This is a genomic window from Streptomyces sp. NPDC001903 (assembly GCF_042891345.1).
Lineage (GTDB): Bacteria > Actinomycetota > Actinomycetes > Streptomycetales > Streptomycetaceae > Streptomyces.
Map to the genome: position 1 here is coordinate 517,387 of NZ_JBIASZ010000003.1, position 13,620 is coordinate 531,006.

A 13,620-nucleotide genomic window follows, 5' to 3' on the forward strand; every position below is an offset into this window, starting at 1 on the left:
ACCATGCCCCCGGCACCGGCCCGGCCCGACCACAGGGCGTGAGCTATGTTTGAAGACGAGTGACATGAGAGGGAGGCCCATCGGTGTCATCGGGGCAGCAGGCACGCGCACAGGCGGCTGCGATCACGCCGAGTGGGCAGGCGCCGCCGGTCCATGAGCGGGCCCCCGGGGACCGGGTCCGCGCCCTCTTCGACGGCCACCGGCTGTCCCCGGGGCAGCGGCGGATCGCCCAGTACCTGGTCGACCACCTCACCGAGGCCGCGTTCCTCTCGATCACCGAGCTCGCGGAGCGGGTGGGCGTCAGCCAGCCGTCGGTGACACGTTTCGCCACCTCCCTCGGCTTCAGCGGCTATCCGGCGCTGCGCGACGCCCTGCAGCCGATGGCGCTGAGCGCGGTGGCGGGCTCCCCGGAGAGCCGCGAGCAGTTCCGCCGCAACGAGCTGCAGGCGGCCGTGGACGCCGAGATCGTGAACCTGGAGAACGTACGGCGCCTGCTCGCCGACACCGACCAGGTGCTCGACATCGGCCGCGAGCTGGCCCGCTCGGTGCCGCTGACGGTCCTGGGCCTGCGGATCTCGGTCTCGCTCGCGGAGTACTTCGCGTACGCGGCACGGCGCATCCACCCCGATGTCCGGCTGGTGACACGTGGAGGCAGCGTCGCCTACGACGCGCTGCTCCAGTCCCGGGAGGCCGGCGGGACCTGGGCGCTGGCCTTCGCGATGCCCCGGCACGCCAAGGAGACCCTGTCGGCGCTGCGGGCGGCCCGCAGCGCCGGGCTGAAGATCGCGCTGATCACCGACACCACTCTGGGTCCGCTGGTGGACGAGGCGGACGTGGCACTGACCGCGGGTACCGGTGCGCGGCTGGTCTTCGACTCGTACGCGGCCCCGGGAATGCTGTCCGCGGCCCTGCTGCAGGCGATGGCCGACGCGGACCCCGAGCGGACGCAGGCGCGGCTCGAGGGGTACGAGCAGGTCGCCGACCAGCACGGATTCTTCCTGTAAGGCCGATTTTCAACCGGTACGAGGCAGTCCACTTTCACGTCCCGTAGGCGTATGTAATTTTTCATTCTCTTGTCTACTCGACGGTATATATGTTTACTAAGCAGCGCGCCGGATCCACGGACGCCAAGGAGAGCGACCCCACGCCCTCCCAGAACGGACACCCGCGCGGGACGGCTCCTCCTCACGCCCCGCGCCGGGTGCCCGTTCCCGGCACCGACATCCACCAGAGCGCTTGTGGCGGCCTCGGTCAACCCCTGGGCCGAGGCCGCCCACCAACGTCTCGATCAGAGTTCGACACCATTCGGAAGCGACGAGAATGCGCCAGACGGCCTCCACCACGCTCAGCCCGGACTGGCCCTGCCAGGTCAAGGCCCCCGGTACCCACGACTGGGAACGCACGGCCATGCGCTGGCTGCGGGATCTGCTCCCGGCCCGCTACGGCAGCTACTCGACGCTGACCCGCAGCCCCGTCCTCCTCACCCGGCACGCCCAGCTCCAGCTGCAGCACGAGATGCGCGCGGTCCGGGTCGCCCTGGAGACCAGCCGGGCCGAACTGCCCTCGATGGGCGTGGCCGAGATCGTCATCGAGAGCTCCATCCGGATGTACGCCGTCGAACTCCAGCAGCTGGGCCGCCTCTCCCGCGCGGTACGCCTGGTCGGCGACGCGCTGCGCGTCACGCAGAGTTGACGCGGTTTCTCCTCGACGGGGACCGGCGGGACCGCATGGTCCCATGGCAGGCTGTCCCGCATGAGAATCCTGACAGTCGGCGCCGGCGCCGTGGGCGGCTGGTTCGGCGCCCGTCTCGCCCAGGCCGGGCAGGACGTCACCTTCCTGGTCCGCCCGGCGCGGGCCGCCGTCCTGCGCGAGCGCGGGCTGCGGGTGACGGGCCTCGGCGAAGACCTCACGCTCACCCCCGAGTTGGTGACCGCGGACGCGCTGACCGGCCCGTACGACCTCGTGCTGCTCTCGGTGAAGTCCACGGCCCTCGACCGCGCGGCGAAGGACCTGGCCCCGGCCGTCGGGCCGGGGACCGCGATCGTGCCGCTGCTGAACGGCATGGCCCACCTCGACCTGCTCACGGACCGCTTCGGCGGGGCGCCGGTCCTCGGCGGCGTCGCCAAGGTGGTGACCACCCTGAACGGGCACGGCGACATCGTGCGCATGGCCCCGCCGTCCGTCGTGGTCACCGGTGAACTCGACGGCCGCCCCTCCGCGCGCGTGGCCGCCGTGCGCGCCACGCTGACCGGGGCGGGCATCGACAGCCCCGGGACCTCGGACGTCGTCGGATCGATGTGGCACAAGTGGGTGTTCATCAGCACCCTGGCGGCCGTCACCTGCCTGGCGCGCGGCTCCGTCGGCGAGGTCGGCGCCGTGCCAGGGGGCGCCGCGCTCGGGGAGTCCGTACTCGCCGAGGCGGCGGCCGTCTCGGCAGCGGCCGGGCATCCCGTGCCGGACGCCGAGCTCGCGTTCACGGCCCGTACGGTGACCGCGCCCGGCTCCCCGCTCACCCCGTCGATGTACCGCGACCTGATCGCCGGCCTTCCCACGGAGGTCGAGCAGGTCTTCGGCGACCTGACCGCCCGGGCCCGCGCGCTCGGCGTGCCCACCCCGCTGCTGGACCTCGCCACCCTGCAGCTGCGGGTGCACCAGCGGCGCGTACTGCCGGCCGGCGGCGGCGCGTGATCCGCGGGGCGTGACCTCCGGGACCGCCCGTCGTTGAACACGGCGGTCAAGCGAAGTGCACCAGTGAAGTCCCGGGTCTCCCCGCGAGGCCCGGGATTTCGCTTGCGTGGACCCCGGGCCGATCCGGCCGGCGCGGCCGCCGCACCGGGCCCGGCCGGCGCCCCGCCCCCGCCCGGCCCGCGCCCCTGGAACGGAACTCGCTGGTCAGGGGGGACGGAGGGTGACAGACTGGGACGGCTTCAGGTCGACCCAGGAGGACACATGGCAGAAGAGTCGGACACCCCGCAGGACGAATCGCCGGCCGAGGAGGCCAAGCGCAAGTTCCGGGAGGCCCTCGACCGCAATGCCCGCAGTGCCCACGCACAGCAGGCCCACCAGAGCCGGGCGAAGATCCAGGGCGCCAGTGGTGGCGCGGGCGGCAAGAACAAGAAGACCCGCCGCAAGACGGGCTGACCGCCCGAGGTCGTCTCCACGGCGACGCCCTGAAGATGTCGGACGCAGGGGCCGTCTCCCGCTCACGGAGCAGGAGGGGGCCCCTTCGCGCACCCCGGGGCACGGCGGGCCCATTGGGCCACCCGGGTGACAGCCGATAACCAAGCGCGCGTATTGCAGTTGATCAGCTCGTCCCGCCGGGGGCAGCCATCCCATGCAACAGCGCTACAGAAGGAACCACCTCATGCTCAAGAAGCTCATGGCCACCACTGCGGTCACCGCCTCCGTGATGGGCCTCGGCGCCGCGGTTGCCGCCCCGGCGATGGCGATCGGCAACGACAACGGCGTCAACACGGTCAACGGCAACGACGCCGCGCAGATCTACGGCAACCAGGAGACCAAGGGCGCGATGAGCCCGCAGCTCAGCCTGGTCCAGGGCACCCTCAACAAGACCTGCATCGGCCTGCCGGCGAAGGTCAACGCCCAGTCCCTGCTGGCCCTCATCGCCAACGTCGGCGTCCAGGACATCAACGTCCTGCACAACCCGATGAACCAGCAGTGCACCGAGAACTCCACGCAGGCCAAGGGCGACGACTCCGCCTCGCACATCCTCAGCAACATCCCGGTCCTCTCCGGCAACCTCTCCGCCGGCAGCTGACCGCTTCCGAACGACCGGCAGGGCCCGTACGCGCCGTTGCGCGTACGGGCCCTGCCCGTTCGCGGGAGCGGGCGGCCCGGATGTTGTCCGAAACGGATGAATGCTGGTCTAGACCTTGACAGGTCCAGACCAGCTTCGCTTCAGTGGCGAGGAATGCCCCCCACGGCAATTCCCCCCATTGAAGGAGCAGTTACGTGATACGTGCGCTTCGCCGCCGAGCACTCGCCCTGGCCGTCGCCGCGGCCGCCACCGTCGGCCTCGCGGTCGCCCTCCCCGCCTCACCGGCCTCCGCGGCCGCGGCCTGCGCCTCCCCCTGGTCCTCCTCCGCCGTCTACACGGGCGGCATGAACGCCTCGTACAGCGGGCACAACTGGCAGGCCAAGTGGTGGACGCAGGGCGAGACTCCCGGCACCACCGGGCAGTGGGGCGTCTGGTCCGACCTCGGCACCTGCGGCGGTGGCGGCCAGGACCCGGACCCCGGCAACCCGTCCGGTTTCGTGGTATCGCAGGCCCAGTTCAACCAGATGTTCCCGAACCGGAACCCCTTCTACACGTACAACGGCCTGGTCGCGGCCCTGTCGGCGTACCCCGGCTTCGCCAACACCGGTGACGACACCGTCAAGCGGCGCGAGGCGGCGGCCTTCCTGGCGAACGTCTCGCACGAGACGGGCGGGCTCGTCTACATCGTCGAGCAGAACACCGCCAACTACCCCCACTACTGCGACGCGAGCCAGCCGTACGGCTGTCCCGCCGGGCAGGCCGCCTACTACGGCCGCGGCCCGATCCAGCTCAGCTGGAACTTCAACTACAAGGCGGCCGGCGACGCCCTCGGCATCAACCTGCTCGCCAACCCGTACCTCGTGGAGCAGGATCCGGCCGTCGCCATGAAGACCGCCCTGTGGTACTGGAACACCCAGAACGGGCCGGGCACCATGACCGCCCACGCCGCCATGGTCAACGGAGCCGGGTTCGGCGAGACGATCCGCTCCATCAACGGCTCCCTGGAGTGCAACGGCGGCAACCCGGCCCAGGTCCAGAGCCGGATCAACGCGTACCAGTCCTTCACGCAGATCCTGGGCGTGAGCCCGGGCGGCAACCTCGGCTGCTGACGCCCGCGCCCTGCGCTCCCGTCAGCGGGTGCGCAGGGTGGTGGCCAGCTGGGCGCGGGAGCGGACGTCCAGCTTCTGGTAGATCCGGGTCAGCCGGGCCTCGACCGTCTTGACGCTGACGAACAGCTTCGCGGCGGCCTCCTGGTTGCTGGCGCCCTCCGCGACGAGCAGGGCGAGCCGGGCCTCCGCCTCGGTCAGCGCCGCCAGGACCACGGCTCCGCCGCCCGGGGCGGGGGCAGGCTCCCGGTGCTCCGCGGCGAGTTCGGCCCACGGCTTCGCACCGGCCGCGGTGAACACCTCGGCGGCGGCGCGCAGCGCGGCGCGGGCGGGAGCGCGACGGCGCCGGCGCCGCTCCACCCGGGCCAGGGCGAGCAGCGTACGGCCGCGCTCCACGGGGAGCTCGAGCGCGGTGAAGCGCTCGGCCGTGGCCTCCAGCAGGTCCACGGCGGCGTCCGCCTCGCCGTGCGCCGACAGGCACAGCCCGCGGGCCCGGTCGAGCGCGGCGACCACGGCGGTGCGTCCGAGGCCGACGGCCACCGTGCGGACGGAACCGATCAGTTCGGCGGCCTCGTCGGGTGCATCGGCGGCCACCAGGGCCTCGGCCAGCTCCCCGTGCCAGCGCAGGATCGAGGGGTCGACGACCTGCTGGGCCTCCTCCAGTTCGGCGACGCGGCGCAGGGTCGCCACGGCTCTGGCGGCCTCCCCCGTCGCCAGCTCGGTCAGGCCGAGTGCGTACAGGCTGCGCGAGAGGAACACCTGGTCGTGTTCCTCCTCCGAGGCCTGGATGCCGCGCCGGGCGTATCCGGCGGCGCGGGCGAAGCTGCCGCCCATGGCCTCGGCCATCGCGGAGGCGTACCAGGCGGGGCCGGGCGAGAGGCCCGCCTCGATGGTGAGTTCGAGGGCGCGGCGGGCGTGCGCGGACGCGGACGTACAGCGGCCCCGGCGCAGCTCCACCTCGGTGAGGCTGCGCAGGACCTCGAAGACGTCCTCGGCGGATCCGGTGCGCCGCACGGCGGGGAGCAGGACGAGGAGCTGGCGCCGGGCGTCGTCGAGGCGGTCGTCGAACAGGGCGTGCCGTACGGCGAGGTACTGCGGCGCGTTGCGCATGCCGAGCGGCACCTCGGGGGCGGGCAGGGCCAGGGCCTCGGCCAGGATGTCCTCGGCGTCCGGGTCGCCGAGGATGCGGCCCATCCGGGCCCGTACGGTCAGGGCCATGGCCTCGGCGACCTGGTCGCCGCCGAGTGCGGCGAGCGCGCCGGCCTCGGCCGCGGCGTCGCGGGAGCGGACGGGGTCGCCGTCGCTGAGGTTGTACTTCGTGGCGATCCGCAGCTGTACGGCCGCTTGCAGGGCGGGGTCTCCGGCGGCGTCGTCCATGGCGTGGGCGAACGTCTCGTCGAGGGCGGCGAGGGCCTGTCCCGCGGCGTCGATCACGGCGAGCCGCGCCCGTACACGGTCGGCGGGCGAGGCGTCGCGGGCCAGCACGGCGCGGGTGGCGCGGCGGGCGAGGTCGGCGCGGCCGGCCCAGCCGGCGTCCTCGGCGGCGGCGACGAGCCGGGCCAGTTCGTCCCCGGGCCGGTTGGTGGGCGTACGCTCCGCCGCGAGCAGGCCGAGCTCGGCGGCCAGGGCCCGCTGGCCGCGTCTGCGGCAGGCGGCGGCGGCCTCGGTGATCTCGGCGGCGAGCCACTCGTCGGGGGTGTCCACGGCGAGGGCGCGGTGGCGTACGGCCTGGACGGGGTCGTCGACGGCGGCGGCGAGCGCGGAGTGTCCGGCGGCGCGTTCGGGCCAGCCGGCGTCGGCGGCCAGGGCCATGGGCAGGGCCCCGGCGGTGAAGGTGACCGCGCCGTCCTCCCCCACGGTGACCAGCGCGGCCCGTTCCGCCTCGGCGAGTTCGGCCTCGGCGTCCGGGCGGCCGGCCCGGCGCAGCAGGGCGGTGGTCGGGCGGGCCGCGAGGGCGGCGAGCAGCAGGGTGCGGCGGGCGGGGGCCGGGGCTTCGGCGAGGAGCCGGCGGGCGACCTCGCGGGCCTGGCCGGACAGGGGCAGGGGGTCGGCGTGGTGGGCGCTGGCGTCGCGGGCCTCGGCGGCTTCGGCGAGGGAGTGGCCGAGGGCGAGGGCCAGGCGCGGGTTTCCGCCGCTGGCCTGGTGGATGCGGCCGGCGAGGCGGGCGGGGAGGCCGTGGCGGGCGAGGAGTTCGGCGACCTCGTCGGCGCCGAGCGCCGGGACCCGGATCGCGGGGGTGCCGGGGCCGCACAGGGGGCCGCCGACGGGGGCGCCGCCCTGGACGCACTCGGCCACGAGGACCCGTACGCGGGGCGGGGTCAGCCGCAGGGCGAAACGGAGCAGATCGGTGCTTTCCGCGTCCAGCCACTGGGCGTTGTCGAGGACGAGCAGGACGGGGGTGCGGGCCGCGAGGGTGCGCAGGACCTCGACGATGGCGAGGCGCAGCGCGACGTGGTCGCGGCCGGCGCGGGGTGCGTCGGTCTCGCGGCGCAGGAGGGCGATGGCGGTGCGCTGGGGTCCGGAGAGCCGGTCGAGCGCGGCGCAGGGCACGGAGGCGAGGAGCGCGGCGGCCGAGGCCTCCGGTATCCACTGGTCGGCGGCTTCGGGGGCGAGGCGCAGCACGGTCTCGTGGCGGGCCTCGGCCGCGGCCGCGACGGCGCCCGCCACCTCGGTCTTGCCCGCGCCGGCGGGTCCGGTGAGGAGGGCCCTGCCGTGAGCGGTCAGCGCACGTTCGACCTCCTTGATCAGTTCACCGTGTCCGACGGTCGTGTCAGCGTTCCCCGTCGCCGCCACCACGCAACAGCCACCAGCCTCTCGTCCCCACTTCTGTGCATGTCCTGTGAGACGCGACAATACGAGGTCGGATGCCGGGTGGACCCGGATTGTGACGCAGAATTCAGTCAGCTGTCAGGAAACGGCTGCGGACCTGCCGATACGAGGTGTATCGGCAGGTCCGCGGGCTCATTGGTCCGTACTGCGCGGCCGGCCGGTGCTACCGGCCGGCGCGGCCGTCAGGTCCTCAGAAGCCGAGGCTCCAGGAGTCGATGAAGCCGGTGTCGCCGCCCGCGTTGTCGTTGACGCGGAGCTTCCAGGTGCCGTTGGCGACCTCGGAGGAGGCGTTCACGGTGTACTGCTGGTTGATGTTGGCGGTGCTGCCGCCCGCGCGGTTGTGCAGGGTGTAGACGGAGCCGTCCGGGGCGACCAGGTCGACCTTCAGGTCACCGATGTACGTGTGCACGATGTTCACGTTCACCTTGAGCGCGGCCGGGGCGTTGCCCGCGACTCCGCTGACGGTGATCGGGCTCTCGACGGTGGTGTTGTCGAGGATGTTCACGTTCGTACCGTTCTCGAAGCCCGGGGCGGGCGCCGAGGTGACGGCGGTGATGGTCGCGGCGGCGTCGGCGATGCCGGTGCCGCAGCCGCCGGTGCAGGTGCCGGGCAGCGGGCGGGCGTTGGCCTTGATGGCCGACTCGACCTGCGCCGGGGTCAGCGAGGGCTTGGCGGCGACGACGAGCGCGGCGAGGCCCGCGATGTGCGGGGCGGCCATGCTGGTGCCCTGGTAGGGCTTGTAGATCTCCGAGCCCGGGGTGGTGGCGCCGTTGTTCAGCGTGGAGAGGATGCCGTTCTCCGGGGTGGTGACGGTGCCGGGCGTGTCGGTGGCGCGGCGGGTCTCACCGCCCGGCGCGGAGACGTCGACGCGGCTGCCGTAGTTCGAGTAGAACGAGCGGTCGCCGGTGCGGTTGGTGGCGGCCACGGAGACCACGTTGTTGCAGCTGGCGGGCGAGAAGCCGGCCGCGTCCGCGTTGCTGTTGCCGGCGGCGACCACGACCGTGGTGCCGCGGGCGACGGCCGCGTTGATGGCGTTCTGGTAGCTGGAGGTGCAGGCGCCGGAGCCGCCGAGGCTCATGTTGATGACCTTGGCGGGGGTGGCGTTCGCCGGGATGCCCGCGACGGTGCCGCCGGAGGCCCAGGTGATGGCGTCGACGATGTCGGAGGTGGTGCCACCGCACTTGCCGAGCACGCGGACGGGCTGGATCTTCGCGTTGTACGCGATGCCCGCGACGCCCTTGGCGTTGTTGGTGGCGGCGGCGATGGTGCCCGCGACGTGGGTGCCGTGCCAGGAGGAGCCGCTGGCCGGGGAGCCGGTGCCGCACTCGCCGGCCGCGCTCCAGTCGCCCGCGTCGGCGGGGTTGTTGTCGCGGCCGTTGCCGTCACGGGCGCCGGCGGCGTCGGAGATGAAGTCGTAGCCCGCGACGATGTTCGGGGCGACGTCGGAGTGGGCCACGTAGCCGGTGTCGATCACGGCGACGGTGACGCCGGAGCCGGTGGTCTTGTCCCAGGCGGCAGGAACGTTCATGCCGCCGGTGGGCTCGAAGAGGTCCCACTGCTTGGAGTACTCGGTGTCGTTCGGGGTGGCCATCGCGTAGGCGCGGGAGTCCGCCTCGACGTACGCGACGTCCGGGTCGGCGCGGAACTGGGCCATCACGTCGGCCGCGGCGGCCGGGGCGACGGAGCCGCCCAGGTTGACGAGGGCGGCACCGGTGCCGAGGCGGCGGTCGAACTTCGCCTTCTTGCCGGCCTTCTTGCCCTTGGCGGCCGCGTCGTCCGCGGCGGCCTTGTTGGAGCTGGCCTCGGTGGCGGAGGACTTGTAGCCGACGATCAGGTTCTGCACCGGCGCGGCGTCCGGAGCGGCCGGCGCCCCCGCGGCCGGCAGGGTGGAGGCGGCGGCCGGGGCCGGCGCGGGCTCCGAGCCGGCGAGGGCCACGGAAGCGGTGGCGGAGCCGGCGAGCAGGGTGACGGACATCGCCACCACGGATATGAGCCTGCGTCGTCTCGTTGCGTGCACGGTGTTCCCTTTCGCGAGCCCTTTCCGGGCAGGCCGGAGCGGGCGGTTGGAGCTGTGTGGGAGGTGAACCGGCGGCTACGGGGCCGGGGACGGGTCGGTCAGTCCCGTCCCGGCCACCGCTGCTCGCCGCGTTGTCCCGGCCGCTTCGGCGGGGCTGGGGCAACGGCGGTGCGGGCGATCCGCCCGCCCGGACGGTTTCACACCATGTGGGGTTGGCGCGGGGTCCGTTCGGAGCGGGAGAGATCGCCGGTGGGCAGACAGTAGGCAACGCGGGGATGAACCCGATACAGGGAAAACCCTTGTCCGCACCCCTGCCGCCCCCCTACACCTCCCCCGGACCCTACCCCCCGCCCCCACGGCCCCGATCCCCAGGTCCCCCCGTGTCCCGCACCCCGCAACCGCGCCCCGAACCCCCCTCGGCCACCGGCCCGGCACAACCCGTGCCAGACCCCCTGAACCCGGACACGAACCTCGGCGCCGGGGGCCGCGTCCGGGCGCGTACGACCGCCCTCGGCGTCAGGGGCGGCCGTGGTGGGTGCGGAAGTAGGTCCAGCTCGTCTCGTTGGGCTCCGTCCACTTCTCCGGGGCGTGGGCGTACTCCGGGTGGCGGGCCGCGATGTAGGCGCGGGTGCGCTCCGGGACCTCGGCGTACGAGCCCAGCTTCCGGCCCCGGCAGTGGAAGGTGAGGCCGCCCGGGCGCCGGCCCTGCTCCATCCACGGCAGCCACGGGGACATCCGCGTCCAGGACATGGTGGACGGGACGCTCGGCTCGTCGGTCGTCAGCACCGTGGCCGGCGCGAAGAACTGGAAGAGCTCCAGCGCCCGGTACGTGTCGTCGGCGGAGTTCAGCGGGTAGTCGGCGACCGGCAGCGGCGACGGATAGGCGAGCGGGATCTCCAGGCTGAAGCAGACCTGGTCCCCGAGCTCGGTCAGCGGCACCGGGAAGGGCCGCAGCCGCAGATTGGCCGGATCGTTCCACACGTGGACGACGGGCTTGTCCTCCCAGGTCTCCAGGATCTCCCGGGTCTGCGGATCCAGGTAGAAGGCGGCCTCCCTGGTCAGCAGTTGGAAGCCGCCGCTGTCCGCGTCCGTGACGAGGCGGGCGACGTTGAGGCCTTCGAAGCCGAAGACGCGCCGGTACGGCTGGTCCGGGGCCCAGGACCAGATGTCCCCGGACCACCAGAAGGTCACCTCGCCGCCGTCGAGGCGGGCGCGGGCGCGGGCGAACGCGTGCAGGAGCTCAGCGGGTGTCATGCCGGTCACTGTGCGCGGTCCGCCGACGGCTCGGCAAGTTCGCAAGGTGCCCTGCGGCGGGCTCCGGCCGACATGCGGGACGCCAGGTTGACGCTGCGGCGCGCAGCGGCAACCGTGACCCGCATGGGGAACGAACGCCGACTGCTCACACTGCTCGTCTGCCTGGTGCTCGGCATCGGGCTGACGGCCGCCGTGCTGGGCGCCGCCAGGGTGGCGGGCCCCGACGGAACCTCGCATTCCGGGATGAACTCCCGCGACTACGTGGACATACGGGACGTTCCGCCCGGACCCCGCGATCCGGCGCCCGGACCCGACGCCTCGACGGGCACCGTGACGGTGGACTGCGGGCGCAACGAGGAGCGCCACTACAACGAGGACAACCTGGTGGTGTCGCCCGGGCTGCGCTCGGGCGCCCACCACACCCACGCGTACGTGGGGAACCTGACCACGGACGCGATGTCGACCGCCGCCTCCCTGGCGGCCGCCCCGACCAGTTGCCGCGGCGGTGACCGCTCCACGTACTACTGGCCCGTCCTGCGCCGGACCGACCGGGCCGGCAGCCGCCCCCACGAGGGCTCCGCCGGTCACGGCAACACGGGCGAGATCCTGCCCGAGGCGGCGGTCTCCGTGGAGTTCCGCGGCAACCCGGTGGGCAAGGTCGTGCCGATGCCGCGCTTCCTGCGCGCGATGACCGGCGACGCGGTGGCGTACACCGCGGCGAGCGACGCCGACGTGCGTGCCCGCTGGGGCTGTTCCGGCTCCCCGGACCGGTTCACCACCCGCTACCCGCGCTGCCCGGCCGGGGAGCGCCTCACCCGTACGCTCGTCTTCCCCAGCTGCTGGAACGGACTGGACACCGAGAGCCCGGGCCACCGCTCGCACCTCGGCTTCCCCGCGGCCAACGGGGTCTGCCCGCAGGGCACGTTCGCCGTGCCCCAGCTGCGCGTCTCCCTCGCGTACGACGTGCCGCAGGGGGCGCCGGTCGCCGTCGACTCCTTCCCCGAGCAGCGGCACAGCCCCAAGACGGACCACGCGATGTTCGTGGACGCCATGACGGACGCGCAGATGGCGGCCGTCGTCCGCTGCCTCAACGAGGGGCGTACCTGCCGCACCTGAGCGCCACCGCACGGGAGTGACGCGGGTCACATGAACCGGGTGCCGCCGGAGCGCGTGTTCTGACCGCACCAGATGGGCGAGGAAGACGGAGAGGGTGAGATGGCCGGACCACTGTGGCCCCGTACACGGCGGGGCTCGACCGATGAGGCACTGATCAGGTCGGTGTACGAGGAGCACGGCCACGCCCTGCTCGCGTACGCCACCCGGCTGACCGGAGACCGGGCCGCCGCCGAGGACGTCGTCCAGGAGACGCTCATCCGCGCCTGGCGGCATTCCGAGGTGCTGGTCAACGGGAAGGGTTCGGTGCGCGGCTGGCTGCTGACGGTGGCCCGCAACATCATCACCGACCGCTACCGGGCCAAGGCGGCACGCCCCGCCGAGGTTTCCGGGGAGGCGGCCGCTCCTCCGGTGGAGCTGGACCACGCGGACTCCATCGTGGACACGATGACCGTGCTGGGCGCCCTCGACCAGTTGTCCCCGGAACACCGGGACGTTCTCAAGGAGCTGTACTACCGCCAGCTGAGCGTGGCCGAGGCGGCCGACAGCCTCGGCATCCCGGCGGGCACGGTCAAATCAAGGGCGCACTACGCGCTGAAGGCACTGCGCGAGGTGTTCCGCCAAGGCGGGACCACGGAGGGCCGAGCGGGCAATCGAATGGGCAGGCCACCCCGGCAGGGCGCTGGACTGCGGGAGGTGGTGGCATGAACCGGCAGCGGCACGAGGAGGAGGAGCTGCTCGGCCCGTACGTTCTCGGCGTCCTGGCCGAGTGGGAGGTCCGCCGGGTCGAGGAGCACATGAGCGGCTGCGTGCAATGCCGTGAGGAGGTGAACGCGTTGCGCGAGATGGAAGCGGCGTTGGGCGAGGTGCCCGCGGAGGCCTTCCTCGACGGACCGCCGCAGGGCGGCGACCTGCTGCTGCAGCGCACGCTGCGGCAGGTGCGGGGAGAGGCGGCGAACGAGCGGCGCCGACGATGGGGCATCGCGGGACTGGCCGCGGCGGCCTCGCTGGCCGCCGTGTTCTGGGCCGGGGCGCAGTCGGGCTCGGCGGACGGCACGCCGGTGGCCCTGCCGCCGACGCCCTCGCCGTCGGTCTCGGCACAGCCTTCGCCGCCGCCGGCGGGTACGAAGGTGGCCTCGGCGACCGACGCGCGCACCAATGCGCGGATGACCGTACAGGTCACGCCGGCGGCCAAGTGGGTCCGGGTGCACGCGGCCGTGGCGGGGATCCCGCCGGGCGAGCGCTGCATGCTGATCGTGGTCGGGAAGGACGGCAAGCGCACCTCCGCCGGCAGCTGGGTGGTCGGGAGCCAGAACGGCGAGGGCAAGGGTGCTTCGCTGGACGGCTCGGCGGCGGTCGACCCGACCGACGTCAAGGAGGTCGTGGTCGAGAACGAGTCGGGCAAGCGGTTCGTGTCGGTGCCCATGCCGGTGTGACCGGCGGTCCGCCACGCGACGGGGCCCGGGCGGCCGTGAGGACGGCCGCCCGGGCCCCCTGCCGTGGGCGTCCGCCGGGAAACCCGC

Annotated in this window: 12 protein-coding genes; 9 read left to right on the top strand and 3 right to left on the bottom strand. The window is 73.4% G+C overall.

Annotated elements, in window-relative coordinates:
- Positions 1-83 precede the first annotated feature (83 nt).
- The 6 genes from ACFYZS_RS09085 to ACFYZS_RS09110 all read left to right on the top strand — a co-directional run bounded on the left by ACFYZS_RS09085 (position 84) and on the right by ACFYZS_RS09110 (position 4,887).
- Positions 84-1,004: a MurR/RpiR family transcriptional regulator gene (locus ACFYZS_RS09085; RefSeq protein WP_030160961.1), complete on the top strand. Its 921-nt coding sequence runs from the start codon at positions 84-86 to the stop codon at positions 1,002-1,004.
- Between the two features lie 316 nt (positions 1,005-1,320).
- Positions 1,321-1,692 (top strand): hypothetical protein, encoded by a 372-nt coding sequence (locus ACFYZS_RS09090; protein ID WP_389008528.1) that lies wholly within the window; start codon positions 1,321-1,323, stop codon positions 1,690-1,692.
- 60 nt (positions 1,693-1,752) lie between these two features.
- Entirely contained in the window at positions 1,753-2,688 is a 936-nt protein-coding gene (locus tag ACFYZS_RS09095) for a ketopantoate reductase family protein (protein ID WP_389008530.1), read from the top strand.
- A gap of 261 nt (positions 2,689-2,949) precedes the next feature.
- On the top strand, positions 2,950-3,141 hold the full coding sequence (locus tag ACFYZS_RS09100; RefSeq protein ID WP_030860847.1) for a DUF5302 domain-containing protein: 192 nt from the start codon (positions 2,950-2,952) through the stop codon (positions 3,139-3,141).
- 223 nt (positions 3,142-3,364) lie between these two features.
- Positions 3,365-3,778, top strand: a complete 414-nt coding sequence (locus ACFYZS_RS09105; RefSeq protein WP_389008534.1) for a rodlin — start codon at positions 3,365-3,367, stop codon at positions 3,776-3,778.
- Positions 3,779-3,972: 194 nt separating this feature from the next.
- The gene (locus ACFYZS_RS09110; RefSeq protein ID WP_389008537.1) at positions 3,973-4,887 is read left to right on the top strand and encodes a glycoside hydrolase family 19 protein; all 915 of its coding nucleotides are present in this window, start codon (positions 3,973-3,975) and stop codon (positions 4,885-4,887) included.
- Between the two features lie 21 nt (positions 4,888-4,908).
- On the opposite strand, the gene ACFYZS_RS09115 is transcribed toward ACFYZS_RS09110, so the two are convergent.
- The 3 genes from ACFYZS_RS09115 to ACFYZS_RS09125 all read right to left on the bottom strand — a co-directional run bounded on the left by ACFYZS_RS09115 (position 4,909) and on the right by ACFYZS_RS09125 (position 10,984).
- A complete protein-coding gene (locus ACFYZS_RS09115; protein WP_389008539.1) occupies positions 4,909-7,680 on the bottom strand; it encodes an AAA family ATPase in 2,772 nt (923 codons plus the stop codon).
- A gap of 223 nt (positions 7,681-7,903) precedes the next feature.
- Positions 7,904-9,688 carry a S8 family serine peptidase gene (locus ACFYZS_RS09120; RefSeq protein WP_389008847.1) on the bottom strand — a complete coding sequence of 595 codons (1,785 nt, stop codon included), beginning with the start codon at positions 9,686-9,688 and terminating at the stop codon, positions 7,904-7,906.
- Between the two features lie 558 nt (positions 9,689-10,246).
- Positions 10,247-10,984, bottom strand: a complete 738-nt coding sequence (locus ACFYZS_RS09125) for a DUF1838 family protein (protein ID WP_389008542.1) — start codon at positions 10,982-10,984, stop codon at positions 10,247-10,249.
- Between the two features lie 123 nt (positions 10,985-11,107).
- Between ACFYZS_RS09125 and ACFYZS_RS09130 the strand changes: the two genes are divergently transcribed.
- The 3 genes from ACFYZS_RS09130 (at position 11,108) to ACFYZS_RS09140 (ending at position 13,533) form a co-directional block, all read left to right on the top strand.
- A complete protein-coding gene (locus tag ACFYZS_RS09130) occupies positions 11,108-12,100 on the top strand; it encodes a DUF1996 domain-containing protein (RefSeq protein ID WP_389008545.1) in 993 nt (330 codons plus the stop codon).
- Positions 12,101-12,199: 99 nt separating this feature from the next.
- The gene (locus tag ACFYZS_RS09135; protein ID WP_389008549.1) at positions 12,200-12,805 is read left to right on the top strand and encodes a sigma-70 family RNA polymerase sigma factor; all 606 of its coding nucleotides are present in this window, start codon (positions 12,200-12,202) and stop codon (positions 12,803-12,805) included.
- A complete protein-coding gene (locus ACFYZS_RS09140) occupies positions 12,802-13,533 on the top strand; it encodes a zf-HC2 domain-containing protein (RefSeq protein ID WP_389008552.1) in 732 nt (243 codons plus the stop codon). Before ACFYZS_RS09135 ends, ACFYZS_RS09140 begins: the two co-directional genes overlap by 4 nt.
- Positions 13,534-13,620 lie beyond the last annotated feature (87 nt).

Coding starts and splice junctions, on each gene's coding strand:
- ACFYZS_RS09105 (WP_389008534.1), top strand. CDS start 3,365: ATGCTCAAGAAGCTCATGGCCACCACTGCGGTCACCGCCTCCGTGATG.
- ACFYZS_RS09095 (WP_389008530.1), top strand. CDS start 1,753: ATGAGAATCCTGACAGTCGGCGCCGGCGCCGTGGGCGGCTGGTTCGGC.
- ACFYZS_RS09140 (WP_389008552.1), top strand. CDS start 12,802: ATGAACCGGCAGCGGCACGAGGAGGAGGAGCTGCTCGGCCCGTACGTT.
- ACFYZS_RS09090 (WP_389008528.1), top strand. CDS start 1,321: ATGCGCCAGACGGCCTCCACCACGCTCAGCCCGGACTGGCCCTGCCAG.
- ACFYZS_RS09125 (WP_389008542.1), bottom strand. CDS start 10,984: ATGACACCCGCTGAGCTCCTGCACGCGTTCGCCCGCGCCCGCGCCCGC.
- ACFYZS_RS09130 (WP_389008545.1), top strand. CDS start 11,108: ATGGGGAACGAACGCCGACTGCTCACACTGCTCGTCTGCCTGGTGCTC.
- ACFYZS_RS09100 (WP_030860847.1), top strand. CDS start 2,950: ATGGCAGAAGAGTCGGACACCCCGCAGGACGAATCGCCGGCCGAGGAG.
- ACFYZS_RS09120 (WP_389008847.1), bottom strand. CDS start 9,688: ATGTCCGTCACCCTGCTCGCCGGCTCCGCCACCGCTTCCGTGGCCCTC.
- ACFYZS_RS09135 (WP_389008549.1), top strand. CDS start 12,200: ATGGCCGGACCACTGTGGCCCCGTACACGGCGGGGCTCGACCGATGAG.